The organism is Photobacterium sp. WH77 (genome assembly GCF_022014395.1).
GTDB classification, from domain to species: domain Bacteria; phylum Pseudomonadota; class Gammaproteobacteria; order Enterobacterales; family Vibrionaceae; genus Photobacterium; species Photobacterium arenosum.
Map to the genome: position 1 here is coordinate 129,581 of NZ_JAKLTE010000003.1, position 23,143 is coordinate 152,723.

25 protein-coding genes and 3 tRNA genes are annotated in these 23,143 nt (G+C 50.3%); 7 read left to right on the forward strand and 21 right to left on the reverse strand.

What is annotated here, in order from left to right:
• Positions 1 to 37: 37 nt before the first annotated feature.
• From L6J37_RS04390 to L6J37_RS04430, 9 genes are all read right to left on the reverse strand, one after another.
• Positions 38 to 2,125 carry a peptidase gene (locus L6J37_RS04390; protein ID WP_237794274.1) on the reverse strand — a complete coding sequence of 696 codons (2,088 nt, stop codon included), beginning with the start codon at positions 2,123 to 2,125 and terminating at the stop codon, positions 38 to 40.
• A 16-nt stretch (positions 2,126 to 2,141) separates the two neighbouring features.
• Positions 2,142 to 2,762: a DUF1449 domain-containing protein gene (locus tag L6J37_RS04395; RefSeq protein ID WP_237794276.1), complete on the reverse strand. Its 621-nt coding sequence runs from the start codon at positions 2,760 to 2,762 to the stop codon at positions 2,142 to 2,144.
• Positions 2,763 to 3,316: 554 nt separating this feature from the next.
• A complete protein-coding gene (locus L6J37_RS04400) occupies positions 3,317 to 3,685 on the reverse strand; it encodes a hypothetical protein (RefSeq protein WP_218384062.1) in 369 nt (122 codons plus the stop codon).
• Between the two features lie 8 nt (positions 3,686 to 3,693).
• Entirely contained in the window at positions 3,694 to 4,026 is a 333-nt protein-coding gene (locus L6J37_RS04405; protein WP_192014899.1) for a DUF6973 domain-containing protein, read from the reverse strand.
• Between the two features lie 193 nt (positions 4,027 to 4,219).
• The gene (locus L6J37_RS04410; RefSeq protein WP_192014898.1) at positions 4,220 to 5,032 is read right to left on the reverse strand and encodes a nucleotidyl transferase AbiEii/AbiGii toxin family protein; all 813 of its coding nucleotides are present in this window, start codon (positions 5,030 to 5,032) and stop codon (positions 4,220 to 4,222) included.
• Entirely contained in the window at positions 4,995 to 5,957 is a 963-nt protein-coding gene (locus L6J37_RS04415) for a type IV toxin-antitoxin system AbiEi family antitoxin (protein ID WP_237794278.1), read from the reverse strand. Before L6J37_RS04415 ends, L6J37_RS04410 begins: the two co-directional genes overlap by 38 nt.
• A gap of 262 nt (positions 5,958 to 6,219) precedes the next feature.
• Positions 6,220 to 6,306: transfer RNA gene (locus L6J37_RS04420), tRNA-Leu, on the reverse strand.
• Positions 6,307 to 6,375: 69 nt separating this feature from the next.
• Positions 6,376 to 6,451: transfer RNA gene (locus L6J37_RS04425), tRNA-Gly, on the reverse strand.
• A 3-nt stretch (positions 6,452 to 6,454) separates the two neighbouring features.
• Positions 6,455 to 6,528 (reverse strand) — tRNA-Cys (locus L6J37_RS04430).
• A 375-nt stretch (positions 6,529 to 6,903) separates the two neighbouring features.
• Here L6J37_RS04430 and L6J37_RS04435 point away from each other — a divergent pair.
• Positions 6,904 to 7,656 (forward strand): hypothetical protein, encoded by a 753-nt coding sequence (locus L6J37_RS04435; RefSeq protein WP_218384064.1) that lies wholly within the window; start codon positions 6,904 to 6,906, stop codon positions 7,654 to 7,656.
• A gap of 61 nt (positions 7,657 to 7,717) precedes the next feature.
• Here the strand turns inward: L6J37_RS04435 and L6J37_RS04440 are convergent, their stop codons facing one another.
• From L6J37_RS04440 to L6J37_RS04465, 6 genes are all read right to left on the reverse strand, one after another.
• Positions 7,718 to 8,350, reverse strand: coding sequence for a bifunctional 4-hydroxy-2-oxoglutarate aldolase/2-dehydro-3-deoxy-phosphogluconate aldolase (locus L6J37_RS04440; protein WP_046219344.1), 633 nt, complete (start codon positions 8,348 to 8,350; stop codon positions 7,718 to 7,720).
• Between the two features lie 14 nt (positions 8,351 to 8,364).
• Entirely contained in the window at positions 8,365 to 9,258 is an 894-nt protein-coding gene (locus L6J37_RS04445; RefSeq protein ID WP_237794400.1) for a sugar kinase, read from the reverse strand.
• A gap of 193 nt (positions 9,259 to 9,451) precedes the next feature.
• Positions 9,452 to 10,942, reverse strand: a complete 1,491-nt coding sequence (locus L6J37_RS04450) for a sodium:solute symporter family protein (RefSeq protein ID WP_237794280.1) — start codon at positions 10,940 to 10,942, stop codon at positions 9,452 to 9,454.
• A 221-nt stretch (positions 10,943 to 11,163) separates the two neighbouring features.
• Complete coding sequence (locus L6J37_RS04455; RefSeq protein ID WP_192014893.1) at positions 11,164 to 11,556, reverse strand: RidA family protein; 393 nt, start codon at positions 11,554 to 11,556, stop codon at positions 11,164 to 11,166.
• Between the two features lie 43 nt (positions 11,557 to 11,599).
• Positions 11,600 to 13,039, reverse strand: a complete 1,440-nt coding sequence (locus tag L6J37_RS04460) for an N-acyl-D-amino-acid deacylase family protein (RefSeq protein ID WP_218384066.1) — start codon at positions 13,037 to 13,039, stop codon at positions 11,600 to 11,602.
• 61 nt (positions 13,040 to 13,100) lie between these two features.
• Entirely contained in the window at positions 13,101 to 13,964 is an 864-nt protein-coding gene (locus tag L6J37_RS04465; protein WP_237794283.1) for a MurR/RpiR family transcriptional regulator, read from the reverse strand.
• A gap of 169 nt (positions 13,965 to 14,133) precedes the next feature.
• On the opposite strand from L6J37_RS04465, the gene L6J37_RS04470 reads away from it, so the two are divergent.
• Positions 14,134 to 15,408 (forward strand): amino acid deaminase, encoded by a 1,275-nt coding sequence (locus L6J37_RS04470; protein WP_237794285.1) that lies wholly within the window; start codon positions 14,134 to 14,136, stop codon positions 15,406 to 15,408.
• 135 nt (positions 15,409 to 15,543) lie between these two features.
• On the opposite strand, the gene L6J37_RS04475 is transcribed toward L6J37_RS04470, so the two are convergent.
• Entirely contained in the window at positions 15,544 to 16,455 is a 912-nt protein-coding gene (locus tag L6J37_RS04475; protein ID WP_237794287.1) for a LysR family transcriptional regulator, read from the reverse strand.
• Positions 16,456 to 16,568: 113 nt separating this feature from the next.
• On the opposite strand from L6J37_RS04475, the gene L6J37_RS04480 reads away from it, so the two are divergent.
• The 3 genes from L6J37_RS04480 to L6J37_RS04490 all read left to right on the forward strand — a co-directional run bounded on the left by L6J37_RS04480 (position 16,569) and on the right by L6J37_RS04490 (position 18,305).
• Positions 16,569 to 17,225, forward strand: a complete 657-nt coding sequence (locus L6J37_RS04480; RefSeq protein WP_192014888.1) for an alanine--tRNA ligase-related protein — start codon at positions 16,569 to 16,571, stop codon at positions 17,223 to 17,225.
• Between the two features lie 26 nt (positions 17,226 to 17,251).
• Positions 17,252 to 17,887, forward strand: coding sequence for a LysE family translocator (locus L6J37_RS04485; protein WP_237794289.1), 636 nt, complete (start codon positions 17,252 to 17,254; stop codon positions 17,885 to 17,887).
• Between the two features lie 217 nt (positions 17,888 to 18,104).
• Positions 18,105 to 18,305: a hypothetical protein gene (locus L6J37_RS04490; protein ID WP_027252583.1), complete on the forward strand. Its 201-nt coding sequence runs from the start codon at positions 18,105 to 18,107 to the stop codon at positions 18,303 to 18,305.
• A gap of 72 nt (positions 18,306 to 18,377) precedes the next feature.
• Here L6J37_RS04490 and gloA2 read toward each other — a convergent pair whose 3' ends face one another.
• From gloA2 to amrS, 5 genes are all read right to left on the reverse strand, one after another.
• A complete protein-coding gene (gene gloA2 / locus L6J37_RS04495; protein WP_218384073.1) occupies positions 18,378 to 18,764 on the reverse strand; it encodes an SMU1112c/YaeR family gloxylase I-like metalloprotein in 387 nt (128 codons plus the stop codon).
• Positions 18,764 to 19,453, reverse strand: coding sequence for an MOSC domain-containing protein (locus L6J37_RS04500; protein WP_237794291.1), 690 nt, complete (start codon positions 19,451 to 19,453; stop codon positions 18,764 to 18,766). Before L6J37_RS04500 ends, gloA2 begins: the two co-directional genes overlap by 1 nt.
• Positions 19,450 to 19,902: an OsmC family protein gene (locus tag L6J37_RS04505; protein ID WP_218384074.1), complete on the reverse strand. Its 453-nt coding sequence runs from the start codon at positions 19,900 to 19,902 to the stop codon at positions 19,450 to 19,452. Before L6J37_RS04505 ends, L6J37_RS04500 begins: the two co-directional genes overlap by 4 nt.
• A gap of 61 nt (positions 19,903 to 19,963) precedes the next feature.
• Positions 19,964 to 20,263: a glutaredoxin domain-containing protein gene (locus L6J37_RS04510; RefSeq protein ID WP_192014885.1), complete on the reverse strand. Its 300-nt coding sequence runs from the start codon at positions 20,261 to 20,263 to the stop codon at positions 19,964 to 19,966.
• A gap of 98 nt (positions 20,264 to 20,361) precedes the next feature.
• Positions 20,362 to 21,486: an AmmeMemoRadiSam system radical SAM enzyme gene (gene amrS, locus L6J37_RS04515; RefSeq protein WP_237794293.1), complete on the reverse strand. Its 1,125-nt coding sequence runs from the start codon at positions 21,484 to 21,486 to the stop codon at positions 20,362 to 20,364.
• 215 nt (positions 21,487 to 21,701) lie between these two features.
• On the opposite strand from amrS, the gene amrB reads away from it, so the two are divergent.
• Together amrB and amrA are read left to right on the forward strand one after the other, a co-directional pair.
• Positions 21,702 to 22,505, forward strand: coding sequence for an AmmeMemoRadiSam system protein B (gene amrB / locus L6J37_RS04520; RefSeq protein ID WP_237794295.1), 804 nt, complete (start codon positions 21,702 to 21,704; stop codon positions 22,503 to 22,505).
• Positions 22,459 to 23,073 carry an AmmeMemoRadiSam system protein A gene (gene amrA / locus L6J37_RS04525; RefSeq protein WP_120510459.1) on the forward strand — a complete coding sequence of 205 codons (615 nt, stop codon included), beginning with the start codon at positions 22,459 to 22,461 and terminating at the stop codon, positions 23,071 to 23,073. The genes amrB and amrA overlap by 47 nt, the downstream gene beginning before the upstream one ends.
• Positions 23,074 to 23,143 lie beyond the last annotated feature (70 nt).

Below are 23,143 nucleotides of genomic sequence, written 5' to 3' on the forward strand. Positions count from 1 at the left end.
TCCTAAGAGGCGGGAAGCGTGGGATGATTGACGTAAATTACAGTTTGTCTTCTGAGTGAGAGCTCAGTGTACTTTGAATTTTATTCAGTAATTCTGATGCACCACCCTGTGAATTCAGCAGACCGGCCAGCGCCACGTTACTCAGATCACTGCTTTTCAGATCTGTGTTTTCCAGGATGTCTTTGATATCCTGAGGCATGCTGCGCAGACCTTCAACATATTCAGAAACCAGTGGATTCAGTACTTTAGACTCGGCAAACTTCGCATCCATTGAAGCGGCATCCATAATGGTACGACGGATTTGCTCCATGCCTTCGCCACCGAACAGCTTGATGTCCGCCTGAGACAGGGCCTGGGCCAGCGCTTTCGCGTTCTCACCCACCACAGATTTCTGCGCGTCGATACGGGCGATTTCCAGCTCTTTATCCTGTTGCAGCTTCATCACCCACTTATCATGCTCACGTGTGTGCTCATCGTACTGCTGAGCCGCTTCGAAGCGAGCAGTCTGCGCTTCAGCTTCCGCCAGACCTTTCGCACGCAGTGCCTGCGCTTCCGCTTCGCCCGCACTCTGCAGTGCGAAAGCTTCCGCTTCACCCACTTCACGAATCGCCAGCGCACGCTCGCGTTCCACTTCAATTTCAGCCAGACCCGTTGAGCTGATCACTTCTTTCTCAGCTTTCGCCATACGCTCTTTCGCTGCGGCTTCACGCTCTTTCGCGATAAATTCAGCTTCAGCACGTTTGGTCGCTACGATCTGGTCAGCTTCTGCTTCACGGGTCTTCACAGCCAGTGCGTTTTCAGCATCACGGGTCTTAACCTTCAGCGCAGCGTCATTTTCAATCAGCAGACGTTCCGCTTTCTCGCGGGCAGCGTCTTTCTCTGCACGGGCAGCAACCAGCAGCTCCAGCTGTTTCGCTTCTGCAATCGCTTCGGCTTCAGTCAGAGTGACACGTTTCTGACGGTTCACTTGTTCGTGAACACGCAGGTTCTCCGTTTCTTCCTCTTCGCGAGCAATCTTACGTTCAATTTCAACACGTTGAGAACGCATTTCCGCCACAGCTTTGAGCGATTCTTCCACTGTGGTCTCTTTGTGCATTTCTTTCTCTGCCACTTCCGTTGCAGTACGGACTTTCTCGGTTTCAACGGAACGGTTCAGCTCTTCCTGCTGGATTGCCACCTGACGCTGATTGGTAATGCGCGTCATTTCGACTTCCATCTGAACACTTTCGCGTTTCTTGGCAACTTCTTCTTCAGTTTCCAGTTTCGCCAGTTGCGTCACGCGTTCATATTCTTCACGCTTCTCGGAAGACAAAGCTTCTTCCTGCGCTTTGATAATATCAATTTCACGTTTCGCACGAGCAATGCTTTCCTGCTCCTGCTTATCCAGTTGCAAACGGTTGGCTTCCGCTTCAACATTTTTCTTCTTGATGGTTGTGCGCTCGTCCTGACGAATCGCATTGGTTTCGGTATTCTTATGCGCAGTGATCATGGAAATCTTGCGAATACCTTCAACGTCCAGGATGTTGTCCGGGCTGTGCGCGTCCAAAGAAGTCTGATCAATTTTATCGATTACAACGTCATAGATTTTAAAGCCATCCATTTCGCTGCCGATCACTTCAACCACAGCATCACGGAAAGTACGGCGATTAGTCAGCAGTTCTTCAAATTCAAACTGTTTGACGGCCGTTTTCAGTGCTTCAGAAAACTTGGGCTGGAAATGTTCTTTCAGGCGTTCAATATTCGATGCTTCATGGGCAGTAAACAGCTTGGCAACACGAACGATATCTTCTTCTTCGTGGTTCACACCGATATAGAAATCCACTTTCAGGTCGGCACGGATATTATCGCGGCAGTGCAGACCTTCGTACTCTTCGCCTTCCTGATCTTTACGACCGCTGCGAATCACAGAAATCTTCTTACGCGTGATATCCATATATTCGTGCTGGTTAATGACCGGCCAGACAAAGGTACCGGTCAGAGAAGCACGGGTGGCATGCAGACCATTGACGATCAGTGCATCACCTTCCCCTCGGACTTTTTTATATCTGGATGTGAGAAAAATTAAAATCAGTAAAAATATACCGACTCCAGCACTAATAAAGATAACGCTTGGAGAGATTTGCATAGCCAACTCCTTATGCTTAGCTATTTTTCGCTACTATATAATGATTTGTTGTTTTATCTTGAGAAACGATGATCACTTCATCGCCATATTCCATTGATATCTCCGGCTCGATCACCCGGACATCAAGTAAGAATTCACTGCCGTTATGCTGCACGACAACTTCACCCCGGTTCTGGTTCACCAAACTGCTGTGAACCCGGCCTTTCAGGCCAATAAAATCAACCTTGGCAAAGCTTCTCTTTTTATCAAACAATGGTGCCAAAGGTTTGAGCAACCAGGCGGCAATGAAAAGAGCCAGATAAGCCGTAAATGGAATTGACACGACTTCGACAACCATCATCCAACTGGCTTCTGAGACTGCATTCAGCGCTTGCACCAGATAAAAAGAGACAATGGTTCCGACAAAGAAACTGACACACAAAGCCACCATTAATGGCACTTTCGACAGAATCGGCGGCAGAATCAAACCCGCACCCGGAATATTCTCTGCATCAAACAGATCAACATCCGGTGCGACACTTTCAACAATGTTGAATACCAGATCCACCAGCATGATGACCAAAAAGATGACAAAAGGAACGAAAAAGACATTCGTTGGAAAAGAGAGCAATATCGAGATCATTTCTTGAATGGTCATGCATACCAACTAATTTATAGAGTTATCAATTTAAATTTATTTCAGGAAACCAGTCACATCTTGCGACCGTATATAAGGAAACGTTAAACAAGGTTTCTGGAATTTATCATCCCCTTTCTTTGCCGACAATGAGTTTTCCCCAATAAGGATGAATTGAAACATGAAGTCGTGAATATGAATAATTCACAACACCATCGGGCATTGTCAGAAAACAGGCTTATTTCTCACTTTTGTTGCTGTTAATTTCACGCTATAGACTGTGATTCTGACAGGCTGGTTACTCCTTCAGATCCGTATCAAAATTTCCCTGTTTGAACCCGAATCTGAAATTCACTTTTCCGTCAGAAAAAATATCTTTCCTCAAATCTCGTTGCTGCAAAACTGCGCAGGAACTGGAGGTGTAATTTAAAAATGAGGGGTATATATGAAAATCATGAAACTGATAAATTTGTTATTTTCTTAGTGCACCGCTCTATGTTATGTCGGACCAGGATTATAGCAACAGAGCGAAAAGGCGGTCATTTCAGCAAAAATCGAAGGCTGAAGTCAGCACACTAGTCAATCGTAGGAAAGGTTCGATACTCATCAACTAGACCATTTTTGATGAAAAATACGAGTAAGTATCCTTCACCATACTGGCTGTGAACATTTCCGCCAATGAAATAAGCCAGATCATGATCGTACTCATGATACCCGGTTGGCTCACCAAGCAAATCAATCAAGGTTTCGCTTTTCATTCCGGTAACGCTATATTCTTTGAGAAAAGAATAAACCATCGTCCCTCTGGTTGATTCATCTGCTTCGCTCCAGGCACTCTGGCTGAACGCTTGATCACCTAAGGTTAAAAATGCGTCATTACTTTGCTGCTCAGAGCATGCTGAAAGAACCAGTGCTGCCGTTAGAAGGTAAATTTTTTTCCACATATAACTACCTATTGAATAATCATCAGTTCGCCACCTTGAAGAGCAGCCATACATGCATTGGAAAGAGAGCTATCACTTCCACCTCTTGCTCCGATACGCAGCCCGACATCGTTGTTATGAAGATCCATTTTCTTCTCCATAAAGGGGTTATCCGGGCTGGATTCATGAGCATTTGTGAATCGCTGCGCATTCATATATCCCAGATCGCGAGCCATAAGAGCAGACCAGAAGCAATGTCTGAATGCATCCGACGCATCGTTTCTGCCATTCTTTCTTACCAAATTCTCGATTTGCTTGAGGCGCAAGGCTATCAGTAAAGGGTTTAGTGACACTTTAATCATAATAGCCAATCACTTATCAAGAATTAACATCGGGGTTTTGGTAACAGGAGTCAAACATAGCTGATTAGTAAGATATGGAGAAACTTTAGGGGGCTAATGATTTTTTGCACCAAGTGATTTAAGGCTATTTCGAGTTAAAAATAAATAATATCGTATATATTATTACATCAATTGATCGTGAGCAATAAATTATCTATAACAAACCACGCCAAAAAGCTTTCAGCTCAATTTCTAATCCGTCTATATCGATTCCGTGATTACCTTTACTCATCGCTGTGATCAAGCCATCTTGATGGTTATCACGGATGTCTATAAGAATTTCCTTAGATTTCTCTTTCAAGATATCACGCATATCAAAGCCAAGCAGAAATGCTGTTACGAATTCGACTTTATATCCCAAATCACTTGGGATGTAGTCTTCCCACATCCGATCAATGTGGATAAGCTGATATTTACTGAGTAACAGATAAAAATCACTGGCATCTTTTGGGTTCTCATTACCCCGCTCCCACCAGGCTATCAATTTCATTAGTGCAATTCCTGGTAACGAGGCTACATGAAAAAGAAGATCATCGTATTTTACTTGAATAGAGGATTCATATGCTTCACTGAATCCAACGACCGACATTGTTTCAACATGTTTTGGTGGCCACTGTATGCGCCTTTCAGAATCTTCCAACGTACCAAAAGGCAGAATGTCTACAGGCAATCCTGATTGCGGTTCGGTAAGCCGATGTGCAATATCCGTTGCAATCAGGCCAGATGCAATTAGCTTTCCTCTCATTTCCTCATACTGAGACCAACTATCAACAAATATCGCTGTATCAATATCTCGTGTTGCCCGACCAGGTGTGTGACCAAAAATGCCGTGCAATACAATATCTCTGGCTGTAGCACCAGCAATAAAGTAAGGGATACTCAAAGCATCCGCTGCTTTAACGACAGTGGACAAAGCTTTTAAAAAATCATTATTGAGGGAGTACTTTAATTCGTAAATATCGTTCATTGATTAACTCCGCAACTTCTCGGTTTCTGCCATCATGTGAAGCTAGCAAGTCTCCGATGGTTAACAACGCATGACCTTTCTCGCTTATCTCAAGCTCATTTCCCCAAAAAGGTTTAGTCACATACAGCATTGGTGAATCCTTCGTACCTAATGGATACCTTTGCATCGCTTCTGAGCTATATAACAACAACTCTTGAGGATTTAGGTACTCAGTAAGTTGCAAAGCCGCAACTTCTCCTCCCCATAACTGGCTATCTTTCAATGTGATTTCATTCCAACTTGAAGGCGGTGGATATGGAATGGTGACTCTCTTAGGAATAATCGTTTTTCTGTAACTAATTAGCCATTCATACAATAACTGGTCAGCATCGAGCAAACGGCGTGACTTTTTGGCCTGTGGCATGTACCGGTTGTTTATTAAATACTGTATTGCCTTGTTGACCATGCCTAAAGAAACCCCTGCCTTTAACGCAATTTCCTGATACGTTGCGTACAAGAGGTTTGGTTCAGAGTACAGCGCAAATACACACTTTACGATTCCAATACTCATGGTATTGCTATGCGTTGATACCTCAGCTTTGTTACCTAGTCTCTCGATCAATACGTATAGATTATCTTGAACGATCCTTACGCTCCCACTGCCATCGATATAGTTAATACCTAACTTATCGCATTCGCCTTTGAGAAATTGAGACAAAGTATTGGTAATCAACATCCCCGTTTGAGCAGACTGTTCGGAGTAGGTATACAGTGACTCTTTACGATGTACCTGCTTGATCTTCACAGGAAAATATCGCGTATTATCACCAAATTTGAGTGTTAACGTGCCGTCTATGTCATCGTAAGAATATGCCGTGTACTGTGGTTCCCAACTTTCAGGAAGTTGCTTTAAAATTTGATCAATGGTGATTTCAACACTTTTCATAAACCTGACCACTTTCACGATTATCAAATATTTCATGATTCATGAAAATAACTATAATCGTGAAAATAAACCATGTAAAGCACTCAACTGCATTGGTGTGAGAATCGCTACCTATCTCAAACGAATTAACTTATTGGATGTTCATCAGCTAGCTTACAGCAGAGGTAAGCATTGCTGATAAGGAGCCCAAGCAGAAAGACTGATTTATATTCGGAAAAGAAAAACGGCTTACAAGCGTTAGCCTGTAAGCCGTTGATTTTGATGGTGCCCCGGGCCGGACTTGAACCGGCACAACGCGAACGTCGAGGGATTTTAAATCCCTTGTGTCTACCAATTTCACCACCAGGGCACGCAATTCTGGATTGCGATGGGTTAGACACCATCTTTAGTACCGGCAGCTTGCCGTTACTATAAAATTTGGAGCGACACACGAGGTTCGAACTCGTGACCTCAACCTTGGCAAGGTTGCGCTCTACCAACTGAGCTAGTGTCGCAAATGGAGGCGCGTCCCGGAGTCGAACCGAGGTACACGGATTTGCAATCCGCTGCATAGCCACTCTGCCAACGCGCCTTAAACTGATGAACCGATTCGGTTATCGTTTATTACCATGACCGCTTCGTCGTTAGCCTCCGTTGCGGTACGGGATGCATTCTACGCAATGGAGAGATCGAGTCAACTGCAAAATTCATCATTTTGAACTGAGTGATTATTTTGCGTTCAAAACCTGTCTTTCTTCTCGTTTTTTGCCCGTTACGGTATGAGCGTTTGTTGGGTTTTCAGCGCTATAAGAGGGAGTTAGCCCCCTCTGCTGATGAAAACAGCCACCCGACTTTTTTCAATTTACCGATTTTACTGCCACCCGCTCTTACACCATGTCACCTGGCCTCTTGTCATTTCCTTGCAAAAAGCAGAAAATAGCGACCCAGATCACATTCCGATATTGTTATGCGCCGTTTCATCCTTTGCCTTTTTCTTCTGATGGGTTCCTTGCTGGCAGGCTGCACGCCCAGCCTGCAGGATAGCGCTCATCTGCAGGTTCGCTTTCTGACTCAGTTGCCGCCTTCGCCAAGTCAGGCTGATCTTGATCATGTCACCCTGCCCAGCCGTGATGGCATCACCTTTTATTCTGCGCAAAATCCGAATGTGGAACGTCAGCCGTTTTCCTATATCACAGCCATTACTTCTGAAGTACGGGAATACAAAGATTCGGTGAACCTGCTGCCACAGGCGAATTATCCGGTATTGGCGAGCAACATTGATTTTGGGCTGAAGCAGAGTGAGACAGGTGTTTATGCCTATAACCGCTATAAAGGCCGGGCGGACGCGCTGATTCGCTGGTATGGCAATACGCAGGTGGCGTATCTGGCGTTAATCAATCCGTATCATGATCAAACTGACAGCTTGCAGGAACAGGATCTTGAGTTACTGCGCAACAGCGTCGACCGTCTGCAAGTCAAAGGTATCAAAAACATCGTGTTATTAAGCCAGTATCCGGCCAGCGTTTCACCTGTCTTGCTGCAAGCCATTCAGGGCGTTGATGTGGTCATCAGTACTGGCGAACACAGCCAGACACAATTGGCCAAAAACACTTGTATGGCTCAGTTCTCCCAGAATCGGACAGATAACTTAGCCCTGGTGTTTGATACCAAAGGGCATCTGACACAGTGCCGCTTCGATTCATCAGGTTCGGCAACATAACAAAAAATGCCACCCCGTTCACGGAGTGGCACACAACTCAAACAAGAATGAAAGTCGTGACTTAGTCGCGAACCAGCTCGACGGCTTCGCGCACCAGACGACCGATCTCATCCCAGTCGCCGTTGTCGATCAGTGCCGGTGACACCATCCAGGTCCCGCCGCAACAAAGCACACGATCAACGGCCAGGTAATCGCGAACGTTCGCTTTGCTGATCCCGCCGGTTGGCATCAGGCTGACGTCAACATAAGGTGCCAGCAGGGATTTCACCATGTTGATACCACCAGACGCTTCTGCCGGGAAGAATTTCAGAAAGTTCAGACCCAGCTCCAGCGCCTGTTCAATCTGGCTTGGGTTATTCACGCCCGGCACCACAGCAATGCCTTTTTCCTGACAATAGCGAACCGTGTTCGGGTTCAGGCCCGGTGCCACAATAAACTCTGCACCGGCAGCTTGTGCGCGATCAACCTGCTCGGCATTCAACACAGTGCCGGCACCAATACACAGCGACGGATACGCTTCATGCATCAGACGGATCGCTTCCGCCGCAGCGTCGGTACGGAAAGTCACTTCGGCGACAGGCAGGCCATTTTCAACCAGGGTTTTCGCCAGAGGAACGGCCTGTTCAACACTGTTGATCTGAATAACAGGAATGACTTTAAATTGTTTCAGTTTTTCAATCAGGGATTGAGACATTAACTTCTAGCTCCTTACATAATGTCTGTCATAGCTTCAGACGGAATAATCGCGCCTGGGTGTTGAATAACGATTGCGGCCAGTTGATGGCCCAGCTCAGCGGCAACACTGGCGGTTTGCCCGCTTAAGCGTCCCGCCAGGTATCCGGCAGCGAATGAGTCGCCGGCAGCACAGGTATCCACCACATTGCCGACCGGATTGGCCGCTACTTCGCAGGCTTCGGATTGATGGTTTTGCAAACCGGTCACCACCACGCAGGGTGCAGCGCCGCGTTTGATAACCACCTCATTGCAGCCCAGATCGCGGCACCGTTCGATCACGTCACTCTGGCCCCACACTTTGTGATCGTCGTCTTCTGTGATCAGAGCAATATCAACAAATGGCAGCACCTGTTTGTACCAGTATTGTGCCTGTTTCGCCGTCCACAGTTGCGGACGGAAGTTATTATCGAAGACGACTTTGCCACCGTTGACTTTGTGCTTTTCCAGTAAGGTGATCAGAATGGCTTTGGCTTCTTCAGCCAGAATGGCCAGACTGATACCACTGATATAAAACACATCAAACTCTTTGTTTACAATTGACTTTTCCAATGGCGTGACGTCAGAAGCGAAATAAAACTTCGCCGCACTGTCATTGCGCCAGTAATGAAAATGACGCTCGCCATTAGGTTCGGTTTCAACCAGATACAAACCGGGTAACTTGTCTTCCAGACGTCGAACCAGCCGCGTATCTATATATTCTTCCTGCCAGGCAGACAACATATCCTGACTGATATTGTCTTTTCCGAGCGCTGTCGCATAGCTGACATCCAGTCGGCGGGAACGCCCTAAACGCGACAGATACAGCGCCGTATTTAAGGTGTCTCCCCCAAACGTACGACGCAGTGGCTGGCCGCTTAACTCGACCATACATTCACCAAAAAATGCGATTTTCACACTGGTACCCTTCAATGAGATTGAACACTAGAGCCAGCAAACCTTCTGCGTTGAGGACTGCTTACCGACACCAACAGCACAGGTTAACCGCTTCTAATTAAAGCCTAATTCATGATGCAGGCCTTGGTTCATCACAAAGACCTGCATTTTTACAAGTTTCAGCTAATTATTTCGCACAAGCTGCTTGAGTACCGATGTCCTTCTGAACAGTGTTTTCCATCGCTTCACGTTCTGCATCCAGAATGGCTTTCGCCTGAGCTGGCGTTACCTTGTTGGCAGGTGTGACCAGGCTGACGACAACACCGGCTGCCAGCGCGGTGATCACAGAAGGGATACAGGGGTTACCCCAGTAAGCACCCCACTCGGCATTCAGGATAATGGCAAAGGAGGCCGCCGATGCACCAGCCAGTGTCGCCAGCGCGCCCTGCCAGGTGTAACGTTGCCAGAAGCGTCCCAGCATGCCGCAGACAAACATGCCTGACATCACGGTCGAAATCATTTTGGTGATATAGCCGATAATGTCATTGGAGGTCAGGGCAAACAGCAGCGCCATGCCAATCACGATCACCAGCGACAGGCGTGAGTACAGCACCATTTTGTCTTTGGAAGGCACTTTGCCGGTGAACAGGATGAAGACATCGCGCAGCAAGATAGACACCCCGGCGATGGCATCCGAGCTGGCGCTGGACATAGTGGCTGACAGACCGGCAATCAGCACGACCATGCCAATACCGACTGGCAATACCGTTGCTGCAATGTACGGGAAGGCATAATTGGCGTTATTCAGCTCGGGATTGATCGCATGGGCTGACATACCAATGATGGCCGGAATGATAGAGAAAAACAGATACAGCACACCGGACATCACGAAAGAACGCCGGATAGTAGACACATTCTTGCCGGAATAAATACGCTGGCGGAAGGACGGCGTGGCTAAGATACCCACACCCACCACAGTGGCCAGAGACAGTGCAGGCAGACCGCCCAGTTTATCAATACCCAACAGGCTGACAGCGGCAGGGTCCATGGCTGCGTACAGATTTTCCAGCCCACCGATTTGATTGACTGACAGCACCGCCATCAGGATAAAACCGGCAAACAGAATGACGGCCTGGATAGTATCTGTCCACACCACAGCGGTATACCCACCTATCACCACATAAATTGTAAAGGCGGCAGCGATAATGATTTTGGCGGTGTTCAGGTCGATATCGGCTATCCAGGCCAGATACAGACCACCACCCAGAATATGGGTGCCGAGCCAGCCGATACAAGCGATGAAGATCAGCAATCCGACCACGTTTTTGACCGCTTTGTTAGCGCCCACGTAATAAGCCAGTTCTTCGCTCATGGTCATGAAGTTCAGCTTACGCACCGGCGCAAACCACCAGGCGAGCAGCAGGATACCCAACGCACCGCCAATACCGTAAAGCGCACCGGCCCAGCCATTGTTATAGCCGAAACCCACAGCCCCCATACTGGAACCGGTACCGACCATAGTCGCCACTGTTGTCCCTAACATCAGGAATAAAGGGAGACCGCGTCCGCCCAGCAGGAAATCTTCACCCGATTTCTGCGAGCGGGACACAAACCATCCCAACCAGATCATAAACACCACATATGCACCGAATCCGGTGAGAAAGAGTGTACTGTTCATTCCATACCTCTTATAATCCGTCATTGCTTTTATTTGCTTGGGGATAAACCTGCTTGGTTATCCCATGTATTACTGAATTGAGCTTTCATTTCAGTAATTTGCTTTTTACGGGCTGGTGCATTGCCAGCCCTTTTTCTTTGTCTCTGTCTGATATATTCCAGCTCAGAGTGATTGTTTTTGCGATATTTCAGGCTTCAGCGTTTCCGATAAAGCTCAGCCAATTAACGGCGATCTTCACGGTAGCAAGTCACATCCACTTCGACTTTCACATCGACAACCAGATCGCACACCATGCAGATACGCGCCGGCGGATGCTCGCCAAAAAACTCTTTGAAGACTTTATTGAAAGACTGGAAATAGCGTGAATCGGTCAGCACCACTTTCACATGCACCACATCTTCCAGGCCGTAACCGGCTTCAGCCATGATATCGACACAGTTCTGAATCGCCAGACGCGACTGATCAACAATGCCGCCTTCAACCACTTCGCCGTCTGTCATCGGCGTCTGCCCGGACACATACAAAAATCCGCCCGCCTGAGTTGCACGTGCAAAAGGCAAATGCTGACCGCCGGTTCCTGTTCCGCCTTCTACGCCATAACGAATGATCGCCATATTTCTTCTCCAATAATGTTCACTGCTAAAAATTCGGTGTGAGTCAGGATTGTTGTCTGGTCAGAAAACGACCATGACGTTGCGGGCTGACCCGGCCCTGCCGGTAACTTATCTGTCCGTTCACCATCACCAGCTCAATGCCTTCTGCGGCGGCAATCGGGTTTTCGAAACTGGCTGCATCCTTAATGGTGTCCGGGTTAAACAGCACCAGATCAGCATGCGCGCCTTGCGCAATCACGCCACGGTCTTGCAGGCCGAAACGCTTTGCCGACATACCTGTCATTTTGTGTACCGCCTGCTCAAGAGAGAACAGCTTGCGCTCTCTGCTGTAATAACCCAGCACGCGGGGGAATGCGCCCCACAACCGCGGATGCGGGTGCGGATCATTGGGCAGACCGTCTGAACCCACCATGGTCAGGCGATACTTCAGTACACGCTCAACATCGGCTTCATCCATACAGTGATACACGGCACCGGCAGGTTGCAGGGCTTTGGCCGCCTCCATCAGCGGCAGGCCCATGTCATTGGCAATGTCTTTAAGCATGGTGCCCGCGTATTGCGGGTGCTTTTCAGTCCAGGTGATAAAGATGTCGATGTCGTCTGTGACCTGATTCAGATCCAGAGTTGATGAACTGGCGGAATACGGATAGCAATCACAGGCAACATCCTGGCGCTGAGCGGCCGATTCCATTCGCTCCAGCACTTCGACCGTCCGTCCCCAGTTGCCGGCACCGGCACATTTAAGATGAGAAATCACCACAGGCACTTTGGCGTGCTGGCCGGTACGAAACGCTTCATCCATGGCATCAAGGATCTGTTCAAACTCAGTGCGCATGTGGGTGGTATAGATACCACCGAATGCCGCCAGTTCTTCCGCCAGCGCCATCACTTCCTGCGTTGGCGCCTGTTTAGCCGAGGCATAAGCCAGACCGGAGCTCAACCCTAACGCACCGTCTGCCATCGCCTGCTTTAACTGCGCTTTCATTGCAGAGATTTCCTGCTTGCTGGCAGCACGGTACAAGTCATCCATCACGTTATTACGCAAAGTGGTATGGCCGACCAGCGCCGCGACATTGACCGCCGGCTGCGCCTGACGTACGGCGTCTGCGTAAGCGGCAAATGTCGGGTACTTGAAGTCCTGTTGTTTGCCCAACAGGTTCATGGGATCTGGCGGATCCCCGGCCAGAGTCGCAGGAGAAGCACTGATACCACAGTTACCGACAATCACAGTGGTGACACCCTGGCTGATCTTCGGCTGGCAGTCGGGAAAACGAATGACATTGGTGTCGTCATGGGTATGGACATCAATGAAACCCGGAGACAGGGCCAGATGCTGACCATCAATGATCTGAGTTGCCTCACACCCAGCCAGATCACCAATGGCGGCAATGCGGCCATCCTTGATGGCCAGATCAGCCTGATACGCCTCGGCACCTGTGCCATCAACAATGGTGACATGGCGGAATGCGGTCTCAAAATGCATGCGTTTTCCTTCTCTTTGTATGCTTGGATACCACCATGCCGGGATACATCAGGCTGGCGGGCTAGTCTCCCAACGGCTGGCGATCATCGCCGCCCCTGTGGCTGTCTAACGCCAGTTTCAGCCGGCGCAGCCTGTCGCGGGAGCGACGCTTCTGGCTCAGTGCCAGTTCAGTCGACAGCACATCAATCAGTGCCATCATGGCGTACCGCGAGGCCGAGGGCTTATAAATGAAGTCGGTTTCATCCGTGACCAGCGGCAGCACCACATCACTGACCTTTGCCAGCGGTGAATCCGGTGCGGTTATGGCGATCACCTTCAGCCCGTACTGCTTGGCAATAGACGCCGGTTCAACCACTTCAGACGTATAACCTGTGACTGACAGTGCAACCATCACATCTTTGCTGTCGGCCGTTGAGGCCACCATCCTGGCTAACAGACCATCGTTGTAAGCACTGACGGCAAAGCCAATGCGGAACAAGCGAAACTGCAACTCCTGAGACAGGATGGTAGAGCCGCCCCCCATCCCGATTGACAACACCTGACGGGCATTAAGCAGCATTTCAACGGCTCGGGCGACATCCGCCTCGTTCACTATTTTGCGGTTGATGTTGATGACGTTCTTAATCGACTCATACACCCCCTGGATCCCCGATTCATCCGGGCTCTCATGGATGAATCTCTGTCCTACCGCCAGTGACTGGGCCAACTTCATTTTCAGGTCGCGCACATTTTTACAGCCCACCGCTTTGGCAAAGCGGGTGATAGTGGCTTCACTGACGCCGGCTTCTTCAGCCAGCTCTGTGATGCTGGCAGACGCTGCACCACTTAAATCGTCCATCACCAGGCGGGCGACTTTTTTTTCTGCTTCTCTTAATTGAGGGAAGCACTCTGTAATTCTGGACACTATGTCCACTTCAATGGTCACGGCTGCCTTTCCTCTATGGGGTGAATACTAGTAAGACGGGCGGTAACAAACAGTGAGAAACCGCACAATTCATCTCGCATTGTTTGATAGTTTCTAACATCAGGCATACTATCATTACGCCACAAGTCATACGTGGCAAGGCCTAAAGGCTATGTTAGGAGAATAACCAATGCCTCAAGCAAACAAAAAGCATGTTAGTAAATACCAAGAATTCGATCACAAAAACTTTCCTACAGGCACCAAAGGTGTGTGGGTAGATGAAAAAAGTGACGGTCAATACAGCCTGATTAACGAGGAAATCTGCCTTCCTGCTGCCGTGATCCGGAAATCGGCTATCCACAATAACCTGAACTGGATGCAGCAGTTCGCCAATCATCATCAGGTGAAATTGTCGCCGCACGGTAAAACCACAATGACACCGGCGCTGTTTTCAGAGCAGCTGGAAGCCGGTGCCTGGGGAATTACTGTAGCCACTCCCGCTCAGGCCGAGACAGCGGCAATGGCGGGCGCCAGACATATTCTGATGGCCAATCAGTTAGTCGGCAAAGCCAACATGGCACTGATTGCTCGGCTGATGCGCCAGCACGGCGCACAATTCTATTGCTGTGTCGACTCCTGTGAAAACGCCGCTCAGCTGAGCCACTTCTTTTCAGATGCGTCTCTCACGCTGAATGTGCTGATTGAATACGGTGTACCTGGCGGGCGGTGCGGGTGCCGTAATCACGAAGAAGTGGAGACACTGGCCGGCTTCATTCAAGCCGCCAAAGGTCTGACTTTGCACGGGCTGGAGGTTTACGAAGGTGTAATCCACGGCGCGGATGCTGAAGATAAGATCCGGTTATTTCTGCGCGATGCCGTGATGCTGGTCGAGCAACTGGCCGAGAAAAAACTGATCACAGTCGACAGCCCGATTGTCACAGGGGCAGGTTCTGCCTGGTACGACATTGTGGCAGATGAGTTTTCATCCCATCCGCACTTAAATGCCATCATACGTCCGGGTTGTTATCTGATCCACGACACAGGCATTTATCAGGATGCTCAGCAGCAGGTCATGTCCCGGGCGAAACACAATCAGGGCTACGCCTGTGAACTGGGCGGCGATCTGGAGTCTGCCCTTGAACTGTGGGCCTATGTATTGTCTGTGCCTGAAGCCTGCAAAGCCGTGATCGGCATGGGTAAACGGGATGTGGCTTTTGATGCCGGGCTGCCCCTTGTCGAGCGCGGATTCCGCGACGGCCAGCCGCTGAATGTGCAGGGACTGGAAGCCACCGCGATCATGGATCAGCATACCTTTGTTAATGTGCCGGCCGATTGCGATCTGAAAGTCGGAGATATTCTGGTGTTCTCGACCTCACACCCCTGCCTGACCTTCGACAAATGGCGTTATATCTGTGTGGCTGACGACACAGATTGCGTCACTCACTTAGTCGATACCCGCTTCTGATTTCTGTTTCTTATGCCTGCCTCAGGTTATAACGCCACAGCCATCCTCAGGATGGCTGTTTTTACGTCACACCTGCGCCGATGCCATGCTGTGTCGATGCCATGTATCGAAAATAGAAGACGCGTCAGCAAGCACTCAGCGACCTAATTTACCCACAATATAGTCGGCAAACAGGCTGACTTTAGCCGGAATATGGCGCGTTGCCGGGTACAGCATCCACAAATCACCTGTGTAAGCGGTTTCAAATTCCCAATCCGGCAAGACCTGTATGATGCTGCCATTGGCGATGCCAGCTTCTGCCACAAACACCGGCAGACTGGCTATGCCTATACTCTGCTCCGCCGCTTCCAGCCGCACACGGGAATGGTTGGCCCGGTAGCGGCCGGTAACAGGCACGGTCAAGCGGCTTTCGCCCTGCCTGAAGCGCCATTTTGAGTCTGCATCGTTTTCGCCCAGCGAAATACAGCTGTGCTGCGCCAGCGTTTTGGGGTGGGTCGGCGTCCCTCTGCGACTCAGATAATCCGGTGACGCGCAAAGCACATGATCAATCGGCATCAGGCTGCGCCCTATCAGTCCCTGTGGCGGCTGGCGGGTTATTCTGAACAGGATATCAATCTCCTGCTCAATCAGATCCAGCGCCTGATCATCCAGCACCAGATGCACATCTATGTCCGGATACAGACTGAGAAATTCCGCGACATAAGGATGAATCAGCGAATGCGCAACGGCTTTGGGCGCGGCCACTTTCACCACACCGCGGGCAGAGCTGTCCTGGCTTTCGCAAAGTGCTAACACCTCTCTTGCGGTGTCATCCAGTTGCAGACAACGCTCGTACACTGTCCGGCCGGTTTCACTCAACCGCAGTTTGCGTGTGGTGCGCTGCAACAAGCACACCCCCAGTTGCTGCTCCAGCTGCTTGATGGAGCGACTGACCGCAGAAGGCGACACGCCCAGCAACCTGGCGGACTCGGAAAAGCTGCCGGTTTTCACCACAGACACAAAAATCGCCATATCCTGCATTAAGCCAATGTGTTTGTTACCGCTCATGCCGCCTCTGATTAATGCGCTCTGCGCAAAAGTTATTTGAATTGATGATGGATTATCATGTAGTACAGCCACTATTACAATGGATGACAGACAAGCGGACAGGGAAGCACAACATGACAACACAAGCCTTATACCTGGATTCACATGCCCTTCACTGTGAGGCCGAGTTACTCGCCTGCTATCAGGAAGGCGAACACTGGATTGCCGTGCTGGACAAAACCGTCTTTCATCCGCAAGGCGGTGGCCAGCCCGGCGACACAGGCCGCATTACCACCCATTGCGGTGAACGGGCACAGGTACTGCACACCAAAAAAGCAGATGACATTATCCAGCATGTGATCAGCCAGCCGCTGCCAACCGGCACAGTCACTATTGCTATGGATAAAGAACCCAGAAATACCCACAGCATACTGCACAGTCTGGGTCACCTGATTGGCAATATCGGGCAGCAGAATGGCTGGCAGCCCGAAAAAGCACATCACTGGCCTAACGAGTGCCGGGTCGAATTCTCGCCCCGTGATCATGTGGTCGAGCTGGACGAACACACCCTATTACAGCACCTGACCCGCCTGATTGCGGCCGATCTGCCCATGCGCTCGCACACAAAACCGGATGGTACACGTTGGGTTGCCTTCGGTGATCTGATGGCATGGCCCTGCGGCGGCACCCATGTCGCGACCACCAGCGAGATCCCGGCGAATATCCAGGTTTCAACCAAGCTGAAAAAAGGTAAGCTTCAGGTTCGCTATCAGATTGCTGATAGGGGCTGAGTCTAACAAGCATAAGGATATTGCTGATGTTAAGTGAATACTGGCCTGAATTTATTTCTCTGGCGCTGATCCATTTTATGGCCGTTGTCGCCCCCGGTCCCGACTTTGTCATGACAGTACGCCAGAGCCTCAGGTTTGGCCGCCGACACGGTATAGTGACCGCCTTCGGCATTGGCGCGGGGCTTTCCGTTCACGTGCTCTATACCTTGCTTGGCGTCAGCGCCATTATGCACACCTCAGAGTGGCTATTGATCGCCGCCAAACTGCTGGGCGCCGCGTACCTTGTGTATCTCGGTGTGCAATTAAGCCGCAGCAAACCGGCCACCAGTGACGCCCCGGCAGTCGATGCAACACCAGAATCCGGCCATCAGACCCTGCGTCGCGCGTTTGGCATAGGTTTTCTGACCAATGCCACCAACCCGAAAGCCACGCTGTTTTTTCTGGCCATTATCACCAATGTGGTCAGCCTGGATACGCCACTGACTATTCAGATTTTCTATGGTGTCTGGATGTGTGCCATTACCGCCTTGTGGTTTGTTCTGGTCAGCCTGTTGTTTTCCGCCGAAAAAGCCCGGCTGTGGTTTCACCGCCAGATGCACATCATTGAGCGTACTTTAGGCGTGGTCCTGATTGCCTTCGCGGCAAGACTGGCCTTCGTGTAAAAAGCGGCAGACAAACAATCCCTTAGTATTTAACCCCTGATTACATCCTCCGGGATTACACTCGCGGTCAGAAGGTGTATCATTCGCCCCGAAATAACGACCAATCCGGCTAATATGCCGGTTGGTATTAGACGTGCAGTTCGTCCGTTACTGGCTGTCAGCCGGGAAGGCCAACAACAAGCATGCATACACCTTGGGCTCATAAAAGAGGATTGATATGGCGTTTATTGATTTCGTCCAGGCAGGTCTGTTCAGTCTGGGCGTGCTGGCCGTTGCTCTGGCGGGAGGCTGTTTATTCAGCATGCTGACCGTTCAAAAAGAAGAAGTAGATTGTATCGTTGAAAAGCGCGTCGAATACGGCGTTTTTGGCGGGGCTTGTATTATTTTTGCCAGCCTGATTGGCTATGCCCTGTCGTAATCATCTGCAAACTGCGTGACAAGACAACGGGCTACCTGCGTAGCCCGTGCTTAAGCACTGAAAAACACCCCTTCACTCGCCTTGATACAGCTCTAGCGGCAAACCATCCGGATCACTGAAAAACGTAAAGGCTTTTCCTGTCAGTTCGTCAATACGAACCGGTTCAGTCGCAATGCCCTGCTCATTGAGCCATAGTGCCACAGCCTCTACCGATTCAACGGCAAACGCAAGGTGCCTGAGCCCCTGAGCTTCAGGATAACTCGGCCTGGGCGGAGCGTCGGGAAAAGAGAACAGCTCAATCTGACTGCCGTCCGGCAGGGCTAAGTCGAGCTTCCAGGACTGACGGGCTTCACGGTAATGTTCAGAGACGATATCCAGCCCGAGCAGATCAACGTAAAACGCTTTCGATCTGGCATAGTCAGAACAGATGATCGCTGTATGATGGATCCCTTTCAACATCAGCCCGCTCCGTTGAGGCGGAAATGCCAGTTTTCAAGCTCACCGGTATTCAGGCGTTTCTCAACCGTGTTGCGCCAGCTGACCGACAGCGCCTCACACTCTAGCAGCATGCGCAGTTTGTCCAGATTCATCGGGTCATTAAAATACCAATCCAGCACGCGTTTCACCGTGAACCTGTCTTCTCCTTGCTTGATCAGCACCAAAGGTTCATCGCTGCTGACATATCCCGGTGTGATCACCCGGTACAGCCAGCCGCAACGTCCTGTCTGCTGCATAACTTCAGAGAACTCCGGCAATTCCCAGCGACGGCTGAGCTTAAAGCAAGGAGAGCGGGGCTGGCTGATTTCTATCACCGCCTCGCCCCACTGATAGCGATCACCCAGCCGCACATTCTCTTCCGTCATTCCCTGGGTGCTGATGTTCTCTCCCACCCCGGGCGCCGGCCAGTCACGGTCCGGGAACTGCTGCTGCCAGAACGCATAATGTTCCAGCGGATACTGATGCAGTGCTCTTTCTGTGCCGCCATGAAATTTGGGCTCTGCGCATTCATCCCCGTCCAGTCCGGTTGCTGAGAGGTACAGTTTGCCGCTGACCGCCTGCTTGGCCATTGCGGTCCTGATGCCGTATCTCTGCGCCACATTACCGCTGTACAGGCCTGCCAGTGATATGGCCGTATCGAGCTGAATCAATGACTGAACTCCTTTCCATTCAGCCGGACTGTGGTATTCAGGCTGTTAGCAATAAAACAGTTGTCGTGCGCTTTCTGGTGCATTTTTTCCAGCACCTCAGGTGATACCTCTGCGCCATCCACAAATGTGATGACAGGATTGAGATCGATAGCGGCCACTTTGGTTTTTCCGGCGTCGTTCTTACCCAGTTCAGCCGTGACATTGTCCTGATAGCTGGCAACTGGCAATCGTTTGAGGTGAGCAATGGCCAGGAAAGTCAGCATGTGGCAGGAAGACAAAGCCGCCATCAGGCCTTCTTCCGGGTTGACTTTATCGGCACTGCCTTTGAAATCCGGCGCCGACGAAGCATTGAGAGATTGCCCGCTGCCAAACTGGATCTGATGATCCCGGCTGAATTCTTCACCCGGCTGACTGTTACCCTGCCAGGCGACTTTGACGTTAAAACTCATACCGACCTCCTACTGAATGGTTAATCAATAAAGAAAAGGCCCCCAACGGGAGCCTTACCTATCACAATTCGAAATCACCAAGCGCATCGGCTTCAACCTGCCGCTCTAAAAAAGCGACCAGATCATCGTGACCCCCGATATATTTACCGTCCAGGATGATTTGCGGCACAGTGCGTACTGTGGTATTCGCCACTTGCTCGATAAAAGCAATCATCTCGGTTTTTTCCAAATTCTGCCCCAGTACCAGAGTTGTGTAGTCAGTACCGCGATCATCCAGGATAGCTTTTGCTCTCACACAGTAAGGACAGTTTGGTTGGGTAATGACCAGATTCTGAAACTGGTGTAATTCTTCAATAGTCATGCGGACGTTCTCTGTTTGGTACCGGGAAAAACGGTAAGATAATGCAAAGCGGCACAGGAGTAAAATCTCACTGCCCGGCTTGCTGATTTTATCCGCTTTCAGGCACGAATTTGGATTGGAATCCTTCTGCGACCAAAGCTGCCATGGTAAGCCGTAAACCGTCCTGCCAGATGAAAACCGCAATGCTGGCAGCAGCCGTTCTCGGTCAGGGAGTAATCGCCCAGAGCATACCAGTTGCGTGAAATCACCCGCTGTCCGCAACCCGGGCAATAGGTGCTGTCACCAGCCTGATCGAAAATATTACCGACATAGACATAACGAAGACCAGCCTCCAGCGCAATCCGTCTGGCCAGCAGGACAGTGGCAGGCGGTGTCGGCGGCGTATCCATCATTTTAAAATCAGGATGAAAGGCGCTGAAGTGTAAAGGCACATCCGGGCCAAGGTTGTCCATCAGCCAGCGGGACATCGCTGTAATTTCGGCCGGGCTGTCATTCTCGCCCGGAATCAGCAAAGTGGTAATTTCAAACCACACACGGGTTTCGTGGCGAAGGTATAACAGAGTATCGAGCACAGGGGCCAGATGGCCGCTACAGATTTTATGATAAAAGTGCTCAGTGAAGGCTTTCAGATCGATATTCGCGGCATCCATCTGGCGGTAGAACGCCTGCCGGGGGGCATCGCAAATATAGCCCGCACTCACCGCCACGCTGTGGATACCATGAGCATGGCAGGCTTGCGCGCAATCCATGGCGTACTCCATGAAAATAACAGGATCGTTGTAGGTGAAGGCTATAGAATCACAGCCGTACGCCTTGGCCGCCCGTGCAATCTGCTCCGGCATGGCCGTTGCGCCTAAAGTATCGATTTCACGCGATTTGCTGATGCTCCAGTTCTGACAAAATTTACAGCCCAGGTTGCAGCCCGCCGTACCGAATGACAACACTGAGCTGCCGGGATAGAAATGATTCAGCGGCTTTTTCTCAATAGGATCGATACAAAAACCGCTCGAACGCCCATAACTGGTCAGCACTATCTGACCATGTTCCGCCATGCGTACAAAGCAGGCGCCGCGCTTACCCTCGCGCAACCGGCAGTGCCGCGGGCAAACGTCACACACCACCCGGCCATCATCCAGCTGATGCCAGAATTCGGTTGGCCAGCTTTCAGCTGAGCCGTTTCCTTTTACAATCTGCACTGTCGGTGCCGGTGTTCGTTGTGCCATGGCGGTGATTTCTGTCCGGTTGGGTTGCTGACAATGGTCCGGTTGGGTTGCTGACAATGGTCCGGTAGCTGTTCTGGTAACAGTTCTGGTAACAGTTCTGGTAACAGTCCGGTCATTATTCCTTCCTATACTTAACTATAGTTGGTGGCGCTCTGTTCTTGCCTGCAAGCAGTGCGTTGCCTTGTTGCAGTAATTACCAAGACAAAGGCCAGACAATGACCATTCGCGCTCCCGCCGTGGCTGGACGGTTTTATCAGGCTTCACCGCTCGGGCTAAGGAAACAGATTCAGCAATGGTTTGCTGAACCCTGTGACGCTGAGCTGATGCCAAGGGCGCTGATCGTGCCGCACGCGGGCTATATGTTCTCCGGAAAAGTGGCGGCCAGTGCTTTTCTCTGGCTGAAAAAAACGCACAGCCCGTATCGCAAAGTCATTTTGATTGGCCCCAGTCATCATTATGCGTTTGACGGTTGTGCCCTGCCTGCTGACCAGTATTTCGCCACACCGTTAGGTGAAGTCAAAATCGACTTACAAGGTGTTGAAAAGCTGTCGCATTTGAATGATATTGAGTTATCAGATCACATACACGAACTGGAGCATTGCCTGGAAGTACAGCTACCCTTCCTGCAAAGCTGCCTTTCTGCGTTTACCCTGCTGCCTATTCTGACCAGCCGCATTGCACCATCCCGGCTGGCACAGATTATCGATCCCCTGTGGCAGGACGACACCCTGCTGGTGATCAGCAGTGATCTGAGCCATTACCACCCCTATGCAGATGCACAGGATATCGATCATCGCACACTGAAAGTGATCGAAACGTTCGACCCCAGTCTGACACCGCAACAAGCCTGCGGCTCGACCGGGATCAACACCTTGTTATTACTGGCGAAGCAAAGAGGCTATTTCTTAACACAAATAGAATACAAAAACTCCGGCGATACAGAAGCCGGAGATAAGGAGAGAGTCGTTGGATATGTCAGTTACCTCGTGTCCGCCACCACCAAAACCGGCCCTGAATAAAGGGGAAATGACCCAACTGCTGGATATTGCCAGAGAGGCCATTCGCAGCCATTTCTCTGAAGCACTGCCGCGACCACCACAACTGGATTTATACAACCGCAAATTGCTCGCCAATGGCGCATGTTTTGTCACCCTGGAAGTCGACGGCGAACTGCAGGGCTGCCTGGGGACAGTGACCGCCAATGAGCCTCTGGTACTTGAAGTGCATAATAAAGCCAGAGACAGCGCCTATCAGGACAGACGCTTCATGCCGCTGACCGAAGAGCAGCTCAGCAGCCTGACCATAGAGATTTCTGTGCTTTCCGATCCTAAACTGCTGCAGGTCGATTCCGAAGAAGCGCTCATCGCCTATCTTGAAGAGCACAAAGTGGGGGTGATCCTGACTGAGCACCATTCGCAGGCGGTCTTTTTACCCCAGGTATGGGATAAACTGGCCTCACCGGCTGCCTTTATCAAAGCACTGAAGCAAAAAGCAGGCTGGCCGATCAACCACTGGTCACCCAATGTCAGAGTGAAAACCTTCACCACGACACAAATCAAAGGGAAGTATTTTTCCCAGTTCGTATAAACGGCCCTTGCCAAACGGATACCACGCCCGATGCTGGCACATACCAGCATCGGGTTTATCTGGAACTGAT